We start from the raw sequence: 20,265 nt of genomic DNA, 5'->3' as shown, positions 1-20,265 counted from the left end.
CGCGTGCGCGCCGTGACCGCACTCCCGGTGCGCCCCCGCTCTTGTCCGCTCCGCCACCGCGCCGTACGGTGAACCCACCCATAATGCTTGACCAAGTCACGCATTAGTTCCCGTCGCGGAAGACCCGAGAAGACCCGAGAAGACCCGAGGAGCGCAGCGTGGGCAACCCCGTCATCGTCGAGGCCGTACGCACCCCCATCGGCAAGCGCAACGGCCGTCTCGCCGGGCTCCACCCCCTGCGACTGCTGGCCGCCGCCCAGCTCGCGGTGGTCGAGCGGTCCGGCATCGACCCCGGCCTCGTCGACCAGGCGATCGGCGGCTGCGTCACCCAGGCCGGCGAGCAGTCCGGCGACATCGTGCGCCACGCCTGGCTGTACGCGGGGCTCCCGCACCGCACCGGCGGCACCACGATCGACTGCCAGTGCGGCTCGGCACAGCAGTCCGTCCACCTGATCGCGGGCCTGATCGCGGCCGACGCCATCGAGGTCGGCGTCGCGTGCGGCATCGAGTCGATGAGCCGCAACCCGCTCGGCCACACCGCCAAGCCGGGCCAGAAGTCCAAGCCCGGCGACTGGGCGATCGACCTGCCCGACCAGTTCACCGCGGCGGAACGCATCGCCCGCAACCGCGGCATCACGCGCGCCGACGCCGACGCGCTCGGCCTCCGCTCCCAGACCAATGCGCAACGGGCCTGGCACGAGGGCCGCTTCACCGCACAGGTCGTGCCCGTCACGGCACCGGTCCTGGACGCCGAGGGACGGCCGACCGGGGAAACCGTCACGGTCACGACCGACCAGGGGCTGCGCGAGACGACCGCCGACGCGCTCGCGGCACTCAAGCCGGTCCTGCCCGACGGCATCCACACCGCGGGCAACTCGTCCCAGATCTCCGACGGCGCCGCCGCCGTTCTCCTCATGGACGAGGACCGCGCACGCGCCCTCGGCCTGCGCCCGCGCGCCCGCATCGTCACGCAGTGCCTCGTCGGCGCCGACCCGTACTTCCACCTGGACGGCCCGAACGACGCGACCGAGCGCCTGCTCACCCGGTCCGGGATGAAGCTGTCCGACATCGACCTCTACGAGGTCAACGAGGCCTTCGCGTCGGTCGTCCTGTCGTGGGCCGGCGTCCAGGGCGCGGACCCCGACAAGCTGAACGTCAACGGCGGCGCCATCGCCCTCGGCCACCCCGTCGGGTCGACGGGCGCCCGGCTGCTCACCACGGCCCTGCACGAACTGGAGCGCACCGGCGCGGCCACCGCCCTGGTCACGATGTGCGCGGGCGGCGCCAACGCCTCCGGCACGATCATCGAACGCCTCTGACCCCCCGACCGCCCCGGGGCCCGGCGACCCGCCCGGCCGCCGCCGAGCCCACCTACCCGCAAGGCCCGCTCCCCGACCGCGCGCCGCCCGCGAACCCGGGCGGTGTCTGGTTTGCCCCTTACCTGGCCGGGTATCAAGGCTTTCGTGCGTCTCGGACCCCTTCCGCCGAGCCGCACAGCCTCACCCGACCCGGTCGGTGCGCTGGTCACCACCGCCGGGCCCTGGGGAGGAAAATCCGCAGATCCCCGGCCACGCCGCGAGGCGTGGGCCGACGGTCCCCAGATTGTCCGGCGCTGTGAAGCGTCGGCGCGCACGCACGAGCGCGGCAACGCGCAGGCAAGCGTTCACGGCGACGAGCCCTGCCGGCCCCCGCGAGGGGTCGGACAGGGCTCGTCGTGGCTTCAGGCAGCCGCCGGAAGGCCTTCCCCTCCCCGCGGACGGGCGGCCTCACCCACGAATGATCCGGTCGGGATCCGCGCGGAAGCGGTGCCGAGCGGTCAGTACCAGTGGTTGGCCTGCCAGAACGCCCACGCCTCACACGGGCTGCCGTAGCGGCTGTTCATGTAGCTGAGACCCCACTTGATCTGCGTCGCGGGGTTGGTGCGCCAGTCCGCGCCGGCCGAGGCCATCTTGGAACCGGGCAGCGCCTGCACCAGGCCGTACGCGCCCGAGGACGGGTTGGTCGCGGTGACCTTCCAGCCGCTCTCGCGCGAGACGATGTTGCTGAAGCACGAGAACTGCGCGTCGCTGGCGATCATCGACCGCGCGATGGCCTTCGGGTCACCCGAGGTGACCGCGGTGCGCTCCTGGTCGCGGCTGGCCTTCTCCGCCGCGGCGCGTTCCTCGGCGGCCTTCTTCTCCGCCGCCGCCTTCGCGGCTGCGGCCTTCTCGGCCGCGACGCGCGCCTCTTCGGCGGCCTTCTCGGCCGCGGCCTTCGCCGCGGCCTCCTTCTCCGCGGCGGCTTTCTGCTCCGCCTGGATGCGTGCCGCCTCGGCGGCGGCGAAGCGCTGTGCCTCGTCGTAAGCGGCGGTCTGGGCGTCCGCCTGCTGAAGAACACCGCTGCTGACCTGCTGCGCCTGGGTCGTCCCCGGCACATCGAGCAGCTTGGTCGTGGTGCTCGCGGTGTCGACCGTCTGGGCGTTGGAGGTGGCAACACCGGTACCCGTGATACCGACGACAGCGCCGACCGCCGTCACCGCCGTGGCGGAGGCCACGGCTATCCCCCGGACCGAAACCCGGCTCACACAAAATCCTTCCGCAGTCGTCCGCAGCCTGCCGGCCGCAGACGTGCCTCACCCCGGTCTCGGGCCTCCCCTTCGTGCTGGTCACGGGAGGCGCGGGCCCGGCCGACCCCGCGTCGGGGGACGACACTGACTTCGGGCGGCGTACGGCGCCGAACTGTGGACATGCATGGAGCTATGTGACGGAATGTCACCGGTGTGTCCACCTTGCGGCGGCACACCCAGCCGTACGCGGGGTCCTACAAGTCACCGAGACTGCCCCAGGTTTTGGCGCGAAGGCAATTTCCGCAGACGTGTCGAACATCACACCACCGCGGCGACCAGCAACAAATCCGTTCCACCGCAGGGGAGTTGTGACGCACATTACGCTCAGCGGTTTGGCTGCTTGGGACTTCACCGGGCGGAACCGGTGGCCGCCGGCGCGGCGGACGTCGTCCGCACCCCGGGCACCGGCCCCGACGGGCGTCCGGACGGCCCCTCCCGCGCGTCCGCGAGCACTCACCATCAGTGACCGAACGGCCCCGCTGCCCGCCCGTCGGCCGGGCCCGGACGCCGCACAGGTCCGGGGAACCCGTCACACGGATTCCCCGGACCTGTCGGACCAGCGCCGCCGAACGCCCCGGCCGCCCCCGGCTTTACGCGGGCAGCTCCTCCAGCATCTCGGTGACCAGCGCCGCGATGGGCGAGCGCTCCGAGCGGCTGAGGGTGATGTGGGCGAACAGCGGGTGGCCCTTGAGCTTCTCGACCACCGCGACGACACCGTCGTGCCGGCCGACGCGCAGGTTGTCGCGCTGCGCGATGTCGTGGGTCAGCACGACACGGGAGTTGCTGCCGATCCGCGACAACACCGTGAGCAGCACGTTCCGTTCGAGCGACTGGGCCTCGTCGACGATGACGAAGGCGTCGTGCAGCGAACGCCCGCGGATGTGGGTGAGGGGCAGGACCTCCAACATGCCGCGCCCGACGACCTCTTCGATGACGTCGGCGGTGGTGACCGCGGAGAGCGTGTCGTAGACGGCCTGCGCCCACGGGCCCATCTTCTCGTTCTCGGTGCCGGGCAGGTAGCCCAACTCCTGGCCGCCGACGGCGTAGAGGGGGCGGAAGACCATCACCTTGCGGTGCTGCCGCCGTTCCAGCACGGCTTCCAGGCCCGCGCACATCGCCAGCGCGGACTTGCCGGTGCCGGCGCGTCCGCCGAGGGAGACGATGCCGACCTCGGGATCGAGCAACAGGTCCAGGGCTATGCGCTGTTCGGCGCTGCGGCCGTGCAGGCCGAAGACCTCGCGGTCGCCGCGGACGAGCCTGACCTGTTTGTCGGGGGTCACGCGACCGAGCGCCTTGCCGCGTTCGCTGACCAGCACCAGGCCCGTGTGGCACGGCAGTTCGGCGGCCTCGTGCAGCTCGACGCGGTCGTGCTCGAAGAGGTCGTCGACATCCTGGGCGGCGACCTGGAGCTCGGCCATCCCGGTCCACCCGGAGGTGTTGACCAGTTCGGCGCGGTATTCCTCGGCATTCAGGCCGACGGCCGATGCTTTCACCCGCATCGGGACGTCCTTCGAAACCAACGTGACGTCGTGCCCTTCGGCCTGGAGGTGGCGGGCCACCGCCAGGATGCGCGAGTCGTTGTCGCCCAGACGGAATCCGGGCGGCAGCACGGTCGCGTCGATGTGATTCAGCTCCACCCGCAGCGTTCCGCCGGCCTCCCCGATCGGGATCGAGGCGTCCAGGCGGCCGTATCCGGTGCGCAGTTCGTCGAGGCTGCGCAATGCGTGGCGGGCGAAATACCCGAGCTCGGGGTGGTGCCTTTTGGCTTCCAGCTCGGTGATCACAATGACGGGCAGGACCACCTCGTGCTCGTCGAACCGCAGAAATGCGGCGGGATCCGCGAGCAGCACGCTGGTGTCAAGAACATACGTGCGGCGCTGCGGAGCACGGCGTTGGTTCGTGGCCACGGAATGCCTCGCCCCCTTTCAGGGCGCGAGCACCGTGCGCCCTGATCGCTCGGAGTCCAGGACGGGGCCCGAGGGCCGGGTGCGTGGCCCTCCTGTCGCCGTGACAGTGGTGCTGTGTCCGCACGGAAGGGCCTCCCTGGCAGATGACGGGCAGTCACCTGCGTTGCGACACCCGGCGGGAGAGCCGCCAGGCCTGGCGAGGTTATTCCCTGGGCGATGCGTCGCGACACAAACTGGGCGATCATTTGCCCGGAGTTCACGGAAAGAACAGTCCGGTATCCGTCGCCATTTTCCCGCGGCCCGAGTCGGCGACCGGCGAAAAACAGCGGGGTTCACATTGTTTGAAGCCGCGAAAAGTCAGGCACCGTAACGGCGGTGGCGCACCGCGTAGTCGCGAAGCGCGCGCAGGAAGTCGACCTTGCGGAAGTCGGGCCAGAACGCTTCGCAGAAGTAGAACTCGGAGTGCGCGCTCTGCCACAGCAGGAATCCGGACAACCGCTGTTCGCCCGACGTGCGGATCACCAGGTCGGGGTCCGGCTGCCCGCGCGTGTAGAGGTGTTCGGAGATGTGTTCGACGTCCAGAACCTCGGCCAGTTCCTCGATCGAGGTACCGCGGCCGGCGTGCTCCTGGAGCAGCGAGCGGACCGCGTCGGCGATCTCGCGGCGACCGCCGTAGCCGACCGCGACGTTGACCAGGACCCCGTGGATGTCGGACGTCGCGGCCTCGGACTCCTTGAGCACGCGGGCGGTGTGCTCGGGCAGCAGGTCGAGCGCGCCGACCGGGTGCACGCGCCACCGGCGGGTGGCCGCGAGGTCGCGGACCGCGTTCTCGATGATCTCCATGAGCTCGGCCAGCTCGTCCGGCGGGCGGTTGAGGTTGTCGGTCGACAGCAGCCACAGCGTGACGACCTCGACGCCGACCTCTTCGCACCAGCCGAGCAGCTCGTGGATCTTGTCGGCGCCCTTGCGGTGCCCTTCGGCGGGCTGCTCGCCGTACGCCTTGGCCCACCGCCGGTTGCCGTCGAGGATGACACCGACGTGACGGGGCACGTCCGTGGGGGCGAGCGACGTCTCGATGCGTCGCCCGTATGCTCCGTAGACGAGGTCTCGCAGGCCCATGTCCACCTGCCGTTCCTCCGTCCGTTCGTCTCCCGCGCCGAAAAAACCCTACTCCCGCAACCGGATGGGCGGGAATGACAGAGTGCGCGCAGCGCGTGAAGACTCCGTGAAGACTCCGCGTGTCGACGTGTGTCGCACGCGTGAAACGGCCCCGCCGACGGTGTCGGCGGGGCCGCTGTCACGCACCGCTGTCACGCACGAGTGCGCGCGGGCGCGTCAGGCCTCCAGGCGGGCGACGAGCGCGTTGTACTCGTCCCACAGTTCCTGCGGCGTGTGGCTGCCGAACCTCTCCAGGTGCTCGGGCACCAGGGCGGCTTCCTGCTTCCAGATCTCGCGGTCGACGCTGAGGAGCAGGTCGAGGTCGGCGTCGGACAGCTCCAGGCCCTTGAGGTCGAGGGCGTCCTTGCCGGGCAGCACGCCGATCGGCGTCTTGACGCCGTCGGCGATGCCTTCGAGGCGCTCGACGATCCACTTGAGCACGCGGCTGTTCTCACCGAAGCCCGGCCAGACGAACTTGCCCTCGGCGTCCTTGCGGAACCAGTTGACGTAGTAGATCTTCGGCAGCTTCGCCGCGTCGGTCGACTTGCCGATCTCCAGCCAGTGGGCCATGTAGTCGCCCATGTTGTAGCCGCAGAACGGCAGCATCGCGAACGGGTCGCGGCGCAGCTCGCCGACGGTGCCCTCAGCGGCGGCGGTCTTCTCGGACGCGACGTTCGCGCCCAGGAACACCCCGTGCTGCCAGTCGAAGGACTCGGTCACCAACGGGACCGCGCTCGCGCGGCGGCCACCGAACAGGATCGCCGAGATCGGCACACCCGCCGGGTCCTCCCACTCGGGCGCGATGGTCGGGCACTGCGACGCCGGCACGGTGAACCGGGCGTTCGGGTGCGCGGCCGGCACGTCCGAGTCGGGCGTCCAGTCGTTGCCCTTCCAGTCCGTCAGGTGCGCGGGCGGCTCGTCGGTCAGGCCCTCCCACCACACGTCGCCGTCGTCGGTGAGGGCCACGTTGGTGAAGACCGAGTTGCCCCAGAGGGTCTTGATGGCGTTGGCGTTGGTCTCCTCGCCGGTGCCGGGGGCGACGCCGAAGAAGCCGGCCTCGGGGTTGATCGCGCGCAGGCGGCCGTCGGGGCCGAAGCGCATCCACGCGATGTCGTCGCCGATGGTCTCGACCTTCCAGCCCGGGACGGTCGGCTGGAGCATCGCGAGGTTGGTCTTGCCGCAGGCCGAGGGGAACGCCGCGGCGACGTACTTGGGCTCGGCGCCGGAGGGAGGCGTGAGCTTGAGGATGAGCATGTGCTCGGCCATCCAGCCCTCGTCGCGGGCCATGACCGAGGCGATGCGGAGCGCGTAGCACTTCTTGCCGAGGAGGGCGTTGCCGCCGTAGCCGGACCCGTAGGACCAGATCTCGCGGCTCTCGGGGAAGTGCGAGATGTACTTGTCGGTGTTGCACGGCCACGGCACGTCGGCCTGGCCCGGCTCCAGCGGCGCACCGAGGGTGTGCACCGCCTTCACGAACGCGCCGTCCTCGCCGAGGATGTCCAGCACGGCCTGGCCCATGCGCGTCATGGTGCGCATGGAGACGGCGACGTACGCGGAGTCGGTGATCTCGACGCCGTAGGCGGCCAGCGGCGAGCCGAGCGGACCCATGCAGAACGGCACGACGTACATCGTGCGGCCCCGCATCGAGCCCTTGAATATCTCGCCGAACTTGGCGCGCATTTCGGCCGGGGCGACCCAGTTGTTCGTCGGGCCGGCGTCTTCCTGCTTCTCCGAGCAGATGAAGGTGCGGTCTTCGACACGCGCGACGTCCCGAGGGTCGGACGCGGCGTAGTAGCTGTTGGGACGCTTGACGTCGTCGAGCTTTTTGAACGTGCCGTTCGCGACGAGCAGGTCCGCGAGGCGCTGGTACTCCGCCTCGGAACCGTCGCACCATTCGATCCGGTCCGGCTGGGTGAGCTCGGCGATCTCGCGCACCCATTCGATCAGCTGACTGTGTTTCGTCGGGGCCTTGTCCAGGCCAAGGGCCTCGTACGCCACGATCGCTCCATTTCGCGCCGGGACGGCGAGCCCCGGCGTCGGGGTTGAGGGTTGCGGGGATTTTAACGCGGTCACCCGCACGGGGGATCGGGCGGGAGGCCGCCTGCCGGGAAGTTGTTCCCCCAAACCGGACGGATGACCCAAAGAACTGCGTAGGAACCGGGGTTGACGCGCGATATTCCGTGACGTGTCTCACGTCCTACCCAGAAGTAACCTACGTCCCCGTAAGTACACTTCCCGCATGAGTGTGGACGTACACGCCCTTGCGCCCGGCGGGGCCGACATGCCCCGCGCCACCAAGCCAAAGCTCCGCGGCTGGCTGCACGCCGGGACATTCCCGGCCGCCGTCGCCGGCGGCATCGTGTTGGTCAGCATCGCGGACACCGCCAAAGCCAGGATCGCATGCGCGGTCTTCGCGCTCACCGCGGCCATGCTGTTCGGGACGTCCGGCCTCTACCACAGGGGCAATTGGGGGCCGCGCGGCGAAGCCGTGCTGCGGCGCCTCGACCACGCGAACATCTTTCTGATCATCGCCGGCACCTACACGCCTTTTTCGATCCTCCTTTTCGGTGTGGACTCACCGCTGCTGTGGATCGTGTGGAGTGGCGCACTGGCCGGAATCTGCTTCCGGGTCTTCTGGATCGGTGCTCCGCGGTGGCTGTACACGCCGATCTACGTCGCGCTGGGCTGGGCCGCGGTCTTCTACATCCCGGACTTCCTGCGCGAGGGCGGCGTCGCGGTCCTCGTCCTGGTCATCGTCGGCGGCGCGCTCTACAGCCTGGGCGCGGTGGTGTACGGCCTGAAGCGGCCCGACCCGTCACCCACCTGGTTCGGCTTCCACGAGGTCTTCCACGCGTTCACCCTCGCGGCGTTCACCACCCACTACATCGGCGTCTCGCTGGTGGCGTACGCCGCCTGAACCGGTCGGACGACAACCACACACGCTCGCACTCCACCCGAGGCCCGCATCCGCGACGGATGCGGGCCTCGGGGTTTGTCGACACTCGCGTCCGGGTGAGAAGCAGCGCACCCGCGAGGCGACCCGCCGCAAGGCCTGCCCCCTGTTCCGCGAGCGGGAGTACGACGCAACCACGGTCGACCGGATCGCCGCGCGGCGCGTGCGGTCAGCCCGCGGACGCCCCGCCCACCGTCGGCCCGCTCCCGGCGGCGGCCATCGGCTCGCGGCGGGGGCGCGGGCCGAGCCGCGACTCGGGCGGTGCCGCGTGCCAGGCCTGACGTGCCGCGAACACCAGGAAGCCCAGGCCGAACAGCACGTACCAGCCCGACAACGCCGTTTGCCACGGGGCGAAGTGCAGTTCCACGAACGGGACATGCGGCACGTACCAGACCGCGAACGTCCAGAAGACCGCCACCGCGGACAACGCCGGGCGGGCGTCCACCCACAGCAGCACCGCGATCGGGATACACCACACCCAGTGGTGCGTCCACGCGATCGGCGCCACCAGCAGCCCCGTCACCGCGCACACCGGCAGGCCCCAACGGTCCCCGAGGCGCCGGTACGCGAACACCGCGCACGCCATCCCGGCGACCGCGACCACGGCGATCAGCACGAACCAGACCGTGCCGGTATCGCGGGTGTGCGTGATGCGCACGGCCATGCCGCGCACCGTTTGATTCGCCGCGTTCTCCAGCCGCCCCACCCGCGTGGGATCCATGACGAGATCGGTCCAAAAGCGCCGGCTCGCGTCCGGCAGCGCGGCGAAGCCGACGCCCACCGTCGCCAGGAACGCCGCGACCGCCACGGCCGCCTCCCGGAAACGCCGGGTGAGCAGCAGATACAGCACGAAGATGCCGGGAGTGACCTTGATCCCCACCGCGATGCCGAGCGCCAGACCCCGCGTCCGGGCGGTGGGCGGGCGCGTGAAGTCGGCCAGGATCAGCACCAGCAGCAGCATGTTGATCTGGCCGTAGCGGAAGGTCGTGAAGACCGGCTCGGCCCAGATGCCCAGCGCGGTCACGGCCACCGCGACCGTCGTGCGGCGGCGGCCGTCGACCCCCACCAGGCGGCAGGACAGCAGTGCGGCGACGAAAAGCAGCGCGATGTTGGCCGCGATCGCGACATCGCGCAACACCTCGTACGGCGGCACGATGAGCGCGGTGAACAGCATCGCCGCGAACGGCGGATACGTCGCGCGCAGGTCGTGCGGTGCGGCGAGCGGCCCGTACAGATCGACGCCGGCCGCCACCGCCGCACCCTCCGCACGGTAGACGACGAGGTCGACCATCGACGGGTGGATCAGCGCCCGGACCCCGAGGTACACGGCGACCGACGCGGCGAGGCCCGCGACGACCGCGGGCACCGGGGCGCGCAGCCTGGTGGCGAGCGACCGGCCGTTCGCGCGCTTGGTGTGCCCCATCGCCCGCAGCCCCGTTCTGTGCCGTTTTTCAAACGATCAGCACCGTAACCGGGTGTATGTGGACATCGGGGAAACGACGCGGCTACGTCACGGGTACGTTCGGTGACTCCGGGTCGCGGGCACCCACCTGGGCGGCGAGTTGGGCGGGATCGCCGGTCGGTGCCCGGCACACGAAGTGCCGGCACACATACGCGGCCGGGCGCCCGCCCTGCAGCGACCGGTCGCGCAGCAGCGCGACGGGGGCCACGGACCGGCCGTGCCGCGCGGCGGGCGACGCGGTGGCGTCCGCGGTCGGCGGGCCGACCGCGACGACGGCTCCGGGGGCGGTCGCCATCAGCGCGACACGCCGGAGCGCGAGCGTCGCCGCGTCCTCCGCGTCCCCGACGACGGCGATCTCACGCGGGCCGTCCAACCACGCCTCGGCCACCGCGAGACCCCAGCCGATCGCGCGCGGCGCGCGCGGGCCGAGCGACCGGACGAGGCCCAGCGCCACCCCGGCCGCGTCGCGGTGATCGGCCGCGCCGGTGTAGGCGGCGTACGTCAGCAGCGCGCCGGCCGCCGCGGTCCAGCCGGACGGCGTCGCGTTGTCGGTCGGGTCCTGCGGTCGCCGGAACAGCCGCTCGGCGTCGTCGGCGGTGTCGAAGAACTCGCCGTTCTCCGCCGTGAAGTGGCCGAGGACGACGTCGAGGAGCACGCCCGCGAACGTGAGCCACGCGTCGTCCGAGGTCACCGCGTAGAGCGCGAGGAAGCCCTCGGCGACGTCCGCGTAGTCCTCCAGGACACCGGCGTTCGGGCCCGCGCGGCCGTCCCGGGAGGTGCGGGCGAGCCGGTCTCCCCACACGTCGGCCTCGGGGCCGGCCGCGCCGAGGTGGACGCTGACGAGCAGGTCGCCCGCCGCGATCGCCGCGTCGACCAGGTCGGGGCGGTCGAACAACGCCCCCGCCTCGGCGAGCGCCGCGATCGCCAGGCCGTTCCAGGCCGCGACCACCTTGTCGTCGCGGGCGGGCGGCGTGCGTTTGGCGCGGGCACGGAACAGGCGCTCGCGTACGGCGTCGTACCGCGCGGGGTCGTCGGGGTCGGCGCGCAGTTGCAGGACCGACATCCCGTGCTCGAAGGTGCCCGCCTCCGTCACCGCGAACAATTCGGCGGCCCAGGACCCGTCCTCGGGGCCGAGCACATCGCTCAGTTGCGCGGGAGTCCAGGCGTAGAAGGCCCCTTCGGTGGACGTGCCGGACGCGTCGGGGCTGTCGGCGTCCAGCGCGGACGCGAACCCGCCTTCGGGCGTTCGCAGTTCGCGTACCAGGAAGTCGGCGCTCTCCAGCGCGATCCGGCGGGCGAAGCCGGATCCGGTGGTCCGCCACAGGTGCGTGTAGACGCGGATCAGCAGCGCGTTGTCGTACAGCATCTTCTCGAAGTGCGGGACGACCCAGTCGGCGTCCACCGCGTAGCGGGCGAAGCCGCCGCCGAGTTGGTCGTACATCCCGCCCCGGGCCATCACGGCACACGTGTGCTCGACCATCGCGAGGGAATCGTGCGCGCCGGTCCGCGCGTGCCGGCGCAGCAGGAACTCCAGGACCATCGACGGCGGGAACTTCGGGGCGCCGCCGAAGCCGCCGCGCTCCGCGTCGTGGTCGCGGGCCAGGGCCTTCGCGGCGGCGTCGAGTTCGTCGGCACCGGGCGGTTGCGAGCCGACCAGGCCGCCGCGCGGCGCGGCAAGCTCCTCGACGACCTTGGCACCGCCGGCCAGAACCTCGTCGCGGCGGCTCCGCCACGTCGCGACGACCGCCTCCAGCAACTGCCGGAAGCCGGGCAGCCCGTGGCGGGGCGCGGGCGGGAAGTACGTCCCGCAGTAGAACGGTTGGCCGTCGGGCGTGCAGAAGACGGTCATCGGCCAGCCGCCCTGACCGGTCATGCGGGTGGTGGCCTCCATGTAGACCGCGTCGACGTCGGGCCGCTCCTCGCGGTCCACCTTGACGGCGACGAAGTGCGCGTTGAGGTACGCGGCGACGGCGTCGTCCTCGAACGATTCGTGGGCCATGACATGGCACCAGTGACACGCGGCATACCCGACGCTGAGGAGGATCGGCACGTCACGGCGCCGTGCCTCCTCGAACGCGGCGTCGCCCCACGGCCACCAGTCGACCGGGTTGTCGGCGTGCTGCAGCAGATAGGGCGACGTGGAGCCCGCGAGGCGGTTGGTCATGCAGGCATCCTCGCAGGCGCAACGCCACCAAGTGCCGTGACCGCGCGAGGTTCACCGCACTAGCCGACGCGATTGCCCCGCGTCGCGCGGTCGTCCGCCGGGTCGCCCGCGTCGGGCGAGGCCGCCGTGTCGGTCCGCTCCGCGGCGCCGGGCGTCGTGCCCGCGGTGTCCTGTTCCTCCTCGGCCGCATCGGCGCCGACCCGTTCCGGCGTTCCGTCGGGACCGTCGGCGGGGTCGCCGGCCCGCGCGCCGCCGGTGTCGCCGCCGCGGATGTCCTTCTCCTCGAAGTCGACGCGCTTGAGCCGCTTGGTCATCGACTTGAGGAGGATCCATGTCGCCACCGCCAGGACCGCGACCACGGTGAACCCGAGCAGGCCGGGGCTGACCTTGTCCTCGTCCAGCGCGGCGAGCTGCATGGCGAGCGGGGTCATGGGGCGGTCCTCCAGTCGACGGGTCGCGGCACGCCACGGTGAGGCCGCCCCCCAAGGGTCGCACGCGCTTGTGCGCATGAGAAAAGTGGGGCGGCCACCGGATCACCCGTTCGAGCGACGGCTTGTCGCTCGGGTGTTCGCATCCGTGCGGGCCGCGGTCGGGGCGGGCCGCCGCAGCGGCCGACCCGCCGTCAGATCCGCGCCGTGGCGCGGATCCCCGCGAACAGGTCGTCCTCCGGCAGATCCGTGTCCACCAGCGACCGCACCAGCTCGTAGTCCTCCGTCGGCCAGACCTCCTGCTGCAGCGCGAGAGGCACCCGGAACCAGAATCCGTCCGGGTCGACCTGCGTCGCGTGCGCGATCAGCGCCTGGTCCCGCAGCCCGAAGTACTCCGCGCACGGCACCCGCGTCGTGATGTCGCGTTCGTCGCGGTCGCCCCAGCGCTCCAGCCATTCGCCGTACGGCGACTCGATGCCGCGCGCGACCATCACGTCGTGCAGGGCCTGCACGCGGCTGCGCGAGATGCCCTGGTTGTAGTACAGCTTCAGCGGCTGCCACGGGGCCCCGGACTCGCGGTACGCGTCCGGGTCGCCGGCCGCGTCGAACGCCGCGACCGACACCTTGTGCGTCTGGATGTGATCCGGGTGCGGGTAGCCGCCGTTCTCGTCATACGTGGTCACGACGTGCGGCCGGAACTCGCGCATCAGCCGCACCAGCGGCTCCGCGGCCTTCTCGACCGGCTGCACCGCGAAGCAGCCGTCCGGCAGCGGCGGCAGCGGGTCGCCCTCGGGCAGCCCCGAGTCGACGAATCCGAGCCACGCCTGCTCGACGCCGAGGATCGCGCGGGCCGCCTCCATCTCCTTGCGCCGCACCTCGATGATGTTCGCCTCGATGTCCGGGTCGCCCTGGAGCCTCGGATTGAGGACGGACCCGCGCTCACCCCCGGTACAGGTGACCACGAGCACCTCGGCCCCCTCGCGGACGTACCGTGCCATCGTCGCCGCGCCCTTGCTGGACTCGTCATCGGGGTGCGCGTGCACCGCCATCAGCCTCAGCCGCTCACTCACGGGAAAAGTCGCTCCTCCTGTTTCGCGCCCCCGGGGTCTGCGGAGGCGGCCCCCTGGTGCTTCGGGGACCCGTCATATAGTGGCCGAAGCAACGCGCCCCGGCGAAACCGCCGGCCCGCGGGACGAGGCACGGGAGCGACCAGTGAGCGAGATCTCCGACGCGGGCGGCTCGGCCGTCGCCGATCGCCCCGACCGCGCCGACCGCTACGGCCGCCGCTCGCCCCGCGGCGGCAAGGACCGCGGTTTGCGCATCGCTTTCGTGGTCTTCCTGGCCGTGCTCGTCTCCGGGACCGTGTGGTTCGGTCTCGACCACGCCAACCGCGATGTCTCGGCGAGTATTCCGTCGTACGAGGTCACGTCGGACCAAACCGTCGAGGCCCGCATCGAGGTCCGCAAGGACAAGGACGACGTCGCGGTGTGCATCCTGCGGTCGCGCTCCGCGGACGGCACCGAGGTGGGGCGCAAGGAGGTCCGCATCCCGGCGGCGGACTCGAAGACGGTGACCGTGGTCGAGGTGCTGCGCACCACGGCTCGGCCCAATACCGCCGAGCTGGACGGCTGCCGGATCCTCTAGCGGGCGCGGGCTTGATCGGGCCCGCCCGCATCCCCCAGGTGGGCGCATGGGTGCCGGTCGGCCTGGGAAATTGTTAGTGTCGTGGTTTCGTCCCTTCATCGCCGGAGCCTTCGCGCACCGGATGGTGAGGGGGCGCTGATTTATTCGGGGTTTTCCGGAGCGCAGCACGCGTTCCCTGAAGCGACGAGGAGCGTCCCGTGACCCGGATCCGGACGGACGAGGAGCACCCATGACCCAGACCAGCGAAAACGTCACCTGGCTCACCCAAGAGGCGTACGACCGGCTGACCGCCGAGCTGGAGCATCTCTCGGGTCCCGGCCGCGTCGAACTGGCTGCCAAGATCGAGGAAGCCCGCCAGGAGGGCGACCTCAAGGAGAACGCCGGCTACCACGCGGCCAAGGAGGAACAGGGCAAGCAGGAACTGCGGATCCGCCAGCTCAAGGGCCTCTTGGCCAACGCCCAGGTCGGTGTGGCGCCGGCGGACAACGGCGTGGTGGAGCAAGGCATGGTCGTCACGGTCGCGTTCGACGGCGACAAGGACGACACGATGACGTTCCTGCTGGGCTCCCGCGAGGACACCGGCGACATCGAGATCTACTCGCCCGCCTCGCCCCTGGGTACCGCGATCAACGGCAAGAAGGTGGGCGACACCGGCTCCTACGAGCTGCCCAACGGCAAGATGATGGACGTCGAGATCCTCGACGCCAAGCCGTACACCGGCTGACCCCGGGCACACGCGAAAGGGCCCCGGCGAGCGCGCCGGGGCCCTTCGCACACACTCTCGCCCGTCGGGCGCCTCACGCGGTCGCGGAGCGGTACTTGCGTACCGCCAGCGTCCGGAAGACGGCGATGATCACGAGCGACCACAGCAGCGAGGCCAGCACGGGGTGCTCCATCGGCCACGCGTTCGACCGCGAGACGCCGGGGTTGCCGAACAACTCGCGGCCGGCCTGCACGGTCGCGCTGAACGGGTTCCAGTCGGCGATGTGCTGCAACCACGTGGGCATTCCCGCGGTCGGCACGAACGCGTTGGACACGAAGGTCAGCGGGAACAGCCAGATGATGCCCGCGGACGTCGCCGCCTCGGGGCTGCGGACCGACAGCCCGATGAGCGCGCCGATCCAGGTGAACGCGTAGCCGAGCAGCAGCATCAGCGCGATCGCGCCGATCGCCTTGGGAATCCCTTCGTGCACGCGCCATCCGACGAGGAGCGCCACGACGATCAGCACCGCCATCGTGAAGGCGGTCTGCACCAGGTCGGCGATCGTCCGGCCGGTCAGCACCGCGCCGCGGGCCATCGGCAGCGACCGGAACCGGTCGATCAGGCCCTTGGTCATGTCCTCCGCGATACCGGCACTGGATCCCGCGGTGGCGAACGAGACGGTCTGCGCGAAGATGCCGGCCATCAGGAACTCGCGGAACGCCTTCGGGTCCGTCGAGCCGTCGACGTTGATCGATCCGCCGAACACGTACGCGAAGAGCAAAACGAACATCACCGGCTGAATCAGGCCGAAAATAACGATTTCGGGGATCCGCTTCATGCGGATCAGATTGCGCCGGGCGATCACGAGCGAGTCGTGTAGGGACTGCACCAGGCCACCGCGCGGCTTGGGTGCGGCGGCGGTGGGCGAAATGTCCTTCGCCAGGGATCCGGACGTCATCGGCGGCCGTCCTTCCGGGTGTCGCGTGCGGCCCGGCCGTCGGCTCCGCCCTCGGTCTTCTCGTGGTCGTCGTCGTGCTCGTCGCCGTCGTCGCCCTCGGCGTGGTGGCCGGTCAGCGCGATGAAGACGTCGTCCAGCGTGGGGCGCCGCAGCCCGATGTCGTCGATCTCGACGCCGCGCTGATCCAACTCGCGGATGACCTCGGCGAGCAGTTTCGCGCCGCCCTGCACCGGGATGGTCAGCCTGCGGGTGTGCCGGTCGATACTGACGTCCTCCCGGCTGAAACCGCCCAGCACCTCGGACGCGGTGGCGATCATGCCCCGGTCGTGCACCACGACCTCGACGCGTTCGCCGCCCGTCTGGGCCTTGAGCTGGTCGGCGGTGCCCCGGGCGATCACCTGGCCGTGGTCGACGACGATGATGTCGTGCGCGAGGTGGTCGGCCTCCTCCAGATACTGCGTGGTCAGGAGCAGCGTGGTGCCGTCCTCGACCAGCTTCTGGATGACGTCCCACAGCGCGAGCCGGTTGCGCGGGTCGAGCCCGGTGGTCGGCTCGTCCATGAACATCACCGGCGGCCGTACGACGAGCGCCGCGGCGAGGTCGAGGCGGCGGCGCATACCGCCGGAATACGTCTTCGCCGGGCGGTCGGCGGCCTCGGCGAGGTTGAACCAGTCCAGCAGCTCGTGCGCGCGGGCCTTCGCCGCGCGCCCGCCCATCTGGTACAGCTCGCCGACCATCCGGAGGTTCTCGAGCCCGGTCAGATACTCGTCGACGGCCGCGAACTGGCCGGAGAGCCCGATCGACCTGCGTACCTGGTCGGGCTGCCTGACGACGTCGAAGCCGGCCACGGTCGCGTGCCCCTCGTCCGGGGTCAGCAGTGTGGTCAGCACACGCACGGTCGTGGTCTTGCCGGCGCCGTTCGGCCCGAGCAGTCCCAACACCGTTCCGGTGGGCACGTTCAGGTCCACCCCGTCCAGCGCCCGTACCTCACCGAAAACCTTCACCAGGCCTTCGGCGACGATCGCATCCTGCATGTCGTTGGATCACTCCTCGGGTGGATCTCCGCGTCGTCGTGCGGGCACTTCCGGGCAATATCGATCACCACACTGTCGCGTCGGCTTCGCCCGCGCGAGTGGTTTACCGGTCGGCCGGCCCGGGCCGCTCGCGCCTCCCGCTTCCGCCCTCGGTCACGCCTCGGAGACGGGGTAACCCGCGACCGTCATGGCCGCCATCACCTCGTGGCAGTGCTCGACGCCCTTGGTCTCCAGTTGGAGTTCCACCTCGACCTCGCCGAGTTGCAGGGAGGCGTCCGTGCGCACGTGGGTCACGTTGCCGACATTGGCGTCGGTGCTCGCCAACTCGCCCAGCAACGTGGCCAGCGCGCCCGGCCGGTCGGGGATGCGCACGCGCAACGACAGGTAGCGGCCGGACGCCGCCAGTCCGTGCCGCAACACGCGCAGCATGAGCAGCGGGTCGACGTTGCCGCCGGACAGCACCGCCACCACGGGCGGCTCGATGGTGACATACGACTGTGAACCGCCGGCCTCCAGCAGGGCCGCCACCGACGCCGCGCCCGCCGGCTCCACCACCAATTTCGCACGCTCCATGCACAGCAGCAGCGCCTGCGACAGCGACTCCTCGCCGACCGTCCGCACCCCGTCCGCGAGTTCGCTGATCAGCGAGAACGGCACATCGCCGGGGCGGCCGACCGCGATGCCGTCGGCCATCGTCGTCACCGACGGCAGCGCGACCGGCTCGCCGGCGGCCAGCGAGGGCGGGTAGGCGGCGGCGGACGCGGCCTGCACGCCGATGACCTTCACGTCGGGACGCAGCGACTTGACCGCGGTGGCGATCCCGGCGAGCAGGCCGCCGCCGCCCGTGCCGACCAGGATCGTCCGGACTTCCGGGCACTGTTCGAGGATCTCCAGCCCCACCGTCCCCTGGCCCGCGACGATGTCGGGGTGGTCGAAGGGGTGGATGAAGACGGCGCCGGTCTTCTCCGCGTACGCCCTCGCCGCCACCAGGCAGTCTTCGACCGTGCTGCCCTCCAGCAGCACCTCGGCGCCGTAGCCCCGGGTCGCGGCGATCTTCGGCAGCGGCGCGCCCACCGGCATGAACACCGTCGACCCGACGCCGAGCAGCCGGGCCGCGAGCGCCACACCCTGCGCGTGGTTGCCGGCACTGGCCGCGACGACGCCCCGGGCTCGTTCGTCCTCGGAGAGCCCGGCGATGCGCACGTACGCGCCCCGGATCTTGAACGAGCCGGTGCGCTGCAGGTTCTCGCACTTGAGGTAGACGGGGCCGCCGATGCGCTCGGTCAGGGCGCGGCAGCCTTCCAGGGGGGTGGTCCGGGCGACGCCGTCGAGGAGTTTGCGGGCGACACGGATGTCGTCCAGGGAAACCGGCCTGGTGCCTTCACTGGGTTTGTCGGTTTTTGACAGTGACTGACGAGAAGAGTCCGGTTTAGGAGAGAGCGAGCTCATGTCCTCAGTGTGTCACCGGCGTCCGGGCGCGCCCGGGAGGAAGGCCGACGGACGCAGGCAAGGCCGCGGCGCGCGGCGATTCGTGGTACGCGGCGCGAGATGCGCATGCCGCCTGTGCACATCTGCCACCCGACGTCCCCGCGACCGGCGGGCGGCGCGCCCGGGGTCGACCGGGACCGACCGGGGTCGGGGCCGAGGGCGGGCCGGGTGCGGGGACCTCCCCCGCCCGGCGCGTCGCGGCATCCCCGTTCGGCCGCGTCCGGCACGGCCGAACGGGTGCCGCGGCGGTGTCACTCGCCCCCGGGGACCCGGCGTTCCACGGGCTCGACCGGCTCGCCCGGCTCGACGGGCTCGGCCGGTTCCGCGGCCGAGGAGGTGTTCGGCGGGTGTGCGGCGAGGCGGGCCTCCTGGCGCCGGACCATCGCCTTGTTGAACCGGGCCAGCAGGTCGGCGAACCGCTCGCGGTCGTCCGCACTCCAGTCGCCGACCATCTCCGCCATCAACTCGACGCGTGCGCTGCGGACTTGGTGCAGGCGGTCGCGCCCCATTTCGGAAAGACGCAGCAGGACCGCGCGACCGTCGTCGGGATTCGGCACCCGGTCGACATACCCCTGCTCGACCAGCGGTGTGACCTGCCGCGTCACCGTGGACGAGTCGATCGACATCGCCTGGGCGAGTGCCTTGACCCCCATCGGCCCGCCGGTCTCCAGCCGCCCGAGAAGAAGGTACGCGGCGCGGTCCATGGTGTAGCGCAGTCCGCCGACGGCCGCCAGGCGCGTCTGTTCCGCGCGCCGCGCGAACAACGCGACCTGGTGTTGCAGGCGGTCGTACACCGCGTCGGGGTGCGCCTGGTCCGATGTCATGGGGACTCACTCGTCTTCGGGTCGATGGTGGGCTGAAGGATAGGGCCACGACGGCCGTGCCGCCGCGACGCATCGTTGTGCGTTCTCCACCATCGCGGATGAGGCGCGAAAGAACCGTGCCAAGAGCCTGTGAAACCGGTAAGTCCGTCAGGGATCGTAGGACCGGACGGAACCGCTTGGATCAGCCGTGATCCCGTCGACGAGCGGAAATCCATGGAAAACGGTCCAGATCCATGCCTCCTCGTGATATTCCGGTCAGGGACTCTCTTCGTTTCCCCCCGGAGAAAAAGGACGAAGACTGACACACCCGCCTGGAGGTGTCGTGGGCCGCCGCACGCAACACGAGTTCGACGCTTTCGTCCGCGACGTGGGCGACCGTCTCCTGCAGACCGCCGATTTGCTGACCGGCGACCCGGCGCGGGCCGACCGCCGCGTCGACCGCGCACTGGCCCGGACGTACCTGAAATGGCGTCAGGCGACCGAACTTGACCCGACCCGGATCGCCCACCGTGCGCTGCTGTCCGGCTATCTGGACCGGTGGCGGCCCCTGCCGTGGAAACCGCAACCGCCGCGTACGGGACGGCCGATCGACGCGGACACCGATCCGGACGCCGCGCGGGCCGAGGTCCTGCGGAGCCTGGACCGGCTCACCCGGCTCGAACGCGCGGCGACGGTGCTGCGGTCGTACGCGCGCCTGGACGCCTTCGACACCGCCGACGCGCTGGGCGTCTCGGAAGACGCCGTCCTGGCGGCGTCCGACCGCGCGGCGCGCGTGCTGCGCTCCGGGGCGGAGACGGTGACGTGGTCCGCGGCGGCGGACGCCGAGCGGGCGGTCGCGGGAGCGTCCCGGGGCGACCCGACCCGCGCGTCTCCTCCCGTATCGCTCGGTTCGGGTGTTTTGCGGCTGCTGGGCAGGGCAACGCACAAACGGTGAACG

17 protein-coding genes are annotated in these 20,265 nt (G+C 71.0%); 5 read left to right on the top strand and 12 right to left on the bottom strand.

Annotated features, from left to right (window positions below; genetic code table 11):
* The first annotated feature begins 158 nt into the window (after nt 1–158).
* Nucleotides 159–1,319, top strand: a complete 1,161-nt coding sequence (locus tag LO772_RS20870) for a steroid 3-ketoacyl-CoA thiolase (protein ID WP_231773548.1) — start codon at nt 159–161, stop codon at nt 1,317–1,319.
* 497 nt (nt 1,320–1,816) lie between these two features.
* Here the strand turns inward: LO772_RS20870 and LO772_RS20865 are convergent, their stop codons facing one another.
* The 4 genes from LO772_RS20865 to LO772_RS20850 all read right to left on the bottom strand — a co-directional run bounded on the left by LO772_RS20865 (nt 1,817) and on the right by LO772_RS20850 (nt 7,668).
* Nucleotides 1,817–2,563, bottom strand: a complete 747-nt coding sequence (locus tag LO772_RS20865) for a transglycosylase SLT domain-containing protein (RefSeq protein ID WP_231773547.1) — start codon at nt 2,561–2,563, stop codon at nt 1,817–1,819.
* A gap of 632 nt (nt 2,564–3,195) precedes the next feature.
* Nucleotides 3,196–4,512, bottom strand: a complete 1,317-nt coding sequence (locus LO772_RS20860; protein ID WP_231773546.1) for a PhoH family protein — start codon at nt 4,510–4,512, stop codon at nt 3,196–3,198.
* Between the two features lie 357 nt (nt 4,513–4,869).
* Nucleotides 4,870–5,631, bottom strand: coding sequence for an isoprenyl transferase (locus LO772_RS20855; protein ID WP_231773545.1), 762 nt, complete (start codon nt 5,629–5,631; stop codon nt 4,870–4,872).
* A gap of 216 nt (nt 5,632–5,847) precedes the next feature.
* Nucleotides 5,848–7,668, bottom strand: coding sequence for a phosphoenolpyruvate carboxykinase (GTP) (locus LO772_RS20850; protein WP_231773544.1), 1,821 nt, complete (start codon nt 7,666–7,668; stop codon nt 5,848–5,850).
* 241 nt (nt 7,669–7,909) lie between these two features.
* On the opposite strand from LO772_RS20850, the gene trhA reads away from it, so the two are divergent.
* Nucleotides 7,910–8,587, top strand: coding sequence for a PAQR family membrane homeostasis protein TrhA (gene trhA, locus LO772_RS20845; protein WP_231773543.1), 678 nt, complete (start codon nt 7,910–7,912; stop codon nt 8,585–8,587).
* A 205-nt stretch (nt 8,588–8,792) separates the two neighbouring features.
* Here trhA and LO772_RS20840 read toward each other — a convergent pair whose 3' ends face one another.
* The 4 genes from LO772_RS20840 to mca all read right to left on the bottom strand — a co-directional run bounded on the left by LO772_RS20840 (nt 8,793) and on the right by mca (nt 13,747).
* Nucleotides 8,793–10,046: a glycosyltransferase 87 family protein gene (locus LO772_RS20840; protein WP_231773542.1), complete on the bottom strand. Its 1,254-nt coding sequence runs from the start codon at nt 10,044–10,046 to the stop codon at nt 8,793–8,795.
* A gap of 82 nt (nt 10,047–10,128) precedes the next feature.
* The gene (locus LO772_RS20835; RefSeq protein WP_231773541.1) at nt 10,129–12,249 is read right to left on the bottom strand and encodes a thioredoxin domain-containing protein; all 2,121 of its coding nucleotides are present in this window, start codon (nt 12,247–12,249) and stop codon (nt 10,129–10,131) included.
* A 59-nt stretch (nt 12,250–12,308) separates the two neighbouring features.
* On the bottom strand, nt 12,309–12,680 hold the full coding sequence (locus LO772_RS20830; protein WP_231773540.1) for a hypothetical protein: 372 nt from the start codon (nt 12,678–12,680) through the stop codon (nt 12,309–12,311).
* 191 nt (nt 12,681–12,871) lie between these two features.
* On the bottom strand, nt 12,872–13,747 hold the full coding sequence (gene mca, locus LO772_RS20825) for a mycothiol conjugate amidase Mca (RefSeq protein ID WP_231773539.1): 876 nt from the start codon (nt 13,745–13,747) through the stop codon (nt 12,872–12,874).
* A gap of 142 nt (nt 13,748–13,889) precedes the next feature.
* Between mca and LO772_RS20820 the strand changes: the two genes are divergently transcribed.
* Both LO772_RS20820 and greA read left to right on the top strand, forming a co-directional pair.
* Nucleotides 13,890–14,321 (top strand): DUF4307 domain-containing protein, encoded by a 432-nt coding sequence (locus tag LO772_RS20820; RefSeq protein WP_231773538.1) that lies wholly within the window; start codon nt 13,890–13,892, stop codon nt 14,319–14,321.
* A 229-nt stretch (nt 14,322–14,550) separates the two neighbouring features.
* Nucleotides 14,551–15,045, top strand: coding sequence for a transcription elongation factor GreA (gene greA, locus LO772_RS20815; protein ID WP_231773537.1), 495 nt, complete (start codon nt 14,551–14,553; stop codon nt 15,043–15,045).
* A gap of 73 nt (nt 15,046–15,118) precedes the next feature.
* Here greA and LO772_RS20810 read toward each other — a convergent pair whose 3' ends face one another.
* The 4 genes from LO772_RS20810 to LO772_RS20795 all read right to left on the bottom strand — a co-directional run bounded on the left by LO772_RS20810 (nt 15,119) and on the right by LO772_RS20795 (nt 19,328).
* Nucleotides 15,119–15,982: an ABC transporter permease gene (locus LO772_RS20810; RefSeq protein WP_231773536.1), complete on the bottom strand. Its 864-nt coding sequence runs from the start codon at nt 15,980–15,982 to the stop codon at nt 15,119–15,121.
* Entirely contained in the window at nt 15,979–17,016 is a 1,038-nt protein-coding gene (locus LO772_RS20805; protein WP_231773535.1) for an ATP-binding cassette domain-containing protein, read from the bottom strand. Before LO772_RS20805 ends, LO772_RS20810 begins: the two co-directional genes overlap by 4 nt.
* Before the next feature lie 153 nt (nt 17,017–17,169).
* Nucleotides 17,170–18,465, bottom strand: a complete 1,296-nt coding sequence (ilvA, locus tag LO772_RS20800) for a threonine ammonia-lyase (RefSeq protein WP_231773534.1) — start codon at nt 18,463–18,465, stop codon at nt 17,170–17,172.
* 290 nt (nt 18,466–18,755) lie between these two features.
* Nucleotides 18,756–19,328 (bottom strand): MarR family winged helix-turn-helix transcriptional regulator, encoded by a 573-nt coding sequence (locus tag LO772_RS20795; protein ID WP_231773533.1) that lies wholly within the window; start codon nt 19,326–19,328, stop codon nt 18,756–18,758.
* Nucleotides 19,329–19,650: 322 nt separating this feature from the next.
* Between LO772_RS20795 and LO772_RS20790 the strand changes: the two genes are divergently transcribed.
* Nucleotides 19,651–20,262 (top strand): hypothetical protein, encoded by a 612-nt coding sequence (locus LO772_RS20790; RefSeq protein WP_231773532.1) that lies wholly within the window; start codon nt 19,651–19,653, stop codon nt 20,260–20,262.
* The last annotated feature ends 3 nt before the right edge of the window (nt 20,263–20,265 follow it).

Source organism: Yinghuangia sp. ASG 101 (assembly GCF_021165735.1).
Lineage (GTDB): Bacteria > Actinomycetota > Actinomycetes > Streptomycetales > Streptomycetaceae > Yinghuangia.
This window is presented reverse-complemented; position numbering and strand designations above follow the sequence as displayed.

What these genes read in the sequence shown, in the direction of transcription:
- LO772_RS20835 (WP_231773541.1), bottom strand. Translation starts at nt 12,249, where the DNA reads ATGACCAACCGCCTCGCGGGCTCCACGTCGCCCTATCTGCTGCAGCAC.
- trhA (WP_231773543.1), top strand. Translation starts at nt 7,910, where the DNA reads ATGAGTGTGGACGTACACGCCCTTGCGCCCGGCGGGGCCGACATGCCC.
- LO772_RS20805 (WP_231773535.1), bottom strand. Translation starts at nt 17,016, where the DNA reads ATGCAGGATGCGATCGTCGCCGAAGGCCTGGTGAAGGTTTTCGGTGAG.
- LO772_RS20855 (WP_231773545.1), bottom strand. Translation starts at nt 5,631, where the DNA reads ATGGGCCTGCGAGACCTCGTCTACGGAGCATACGGGCGACGCATCGAG.
- ilvA (WP_231773534.1), bottom strand. Translation starts at nt 18,465, where the DNA reads ATGAGCTCGCTCTCTCCTAAACCGGACTCTTCTCGTCAGTCACTGTCA.
- LO772_RS20830 (WP_231773540.1), bottom strand. Translation starts at nt 12,680, where the DNA reads ATGACCCCGCTCGCCATGCAGCTCGCCGCGCTGGACGAGGACAAGGTC.
- LO772_RS20840 (WP_231773542.1), bottom strand. Translation starts at nt 10,046, where the DNA reads ATGGGGCACACCAAGCGCGCGAACGGCCGGTCGCTCGCCACCAGGCTG.
- greA (WP_231773537.1), top strand. Translation starts at nt 14,551, where the DNA reads ATGACCCAGACCAGCGAAAACGTCACCTGGCTCACCCAAGAGGCGTAC.
- LO772_RS20810 (WP_231773536.1), bottom strand. Translation starts at nt 15,982, where the DNA reads ATGACGTCCGGATCCCTGGCGAAGGACATTTCGCCCACCGCCGCCGCA.
- LO772_RS20795 (WP_231773533.1), bottom strand. Translation starts at nt 19,328, where the DNA reads ATGACATCGGACCAGGCGCACCCCGACGCGGTGTACGACCGCCTGCAA.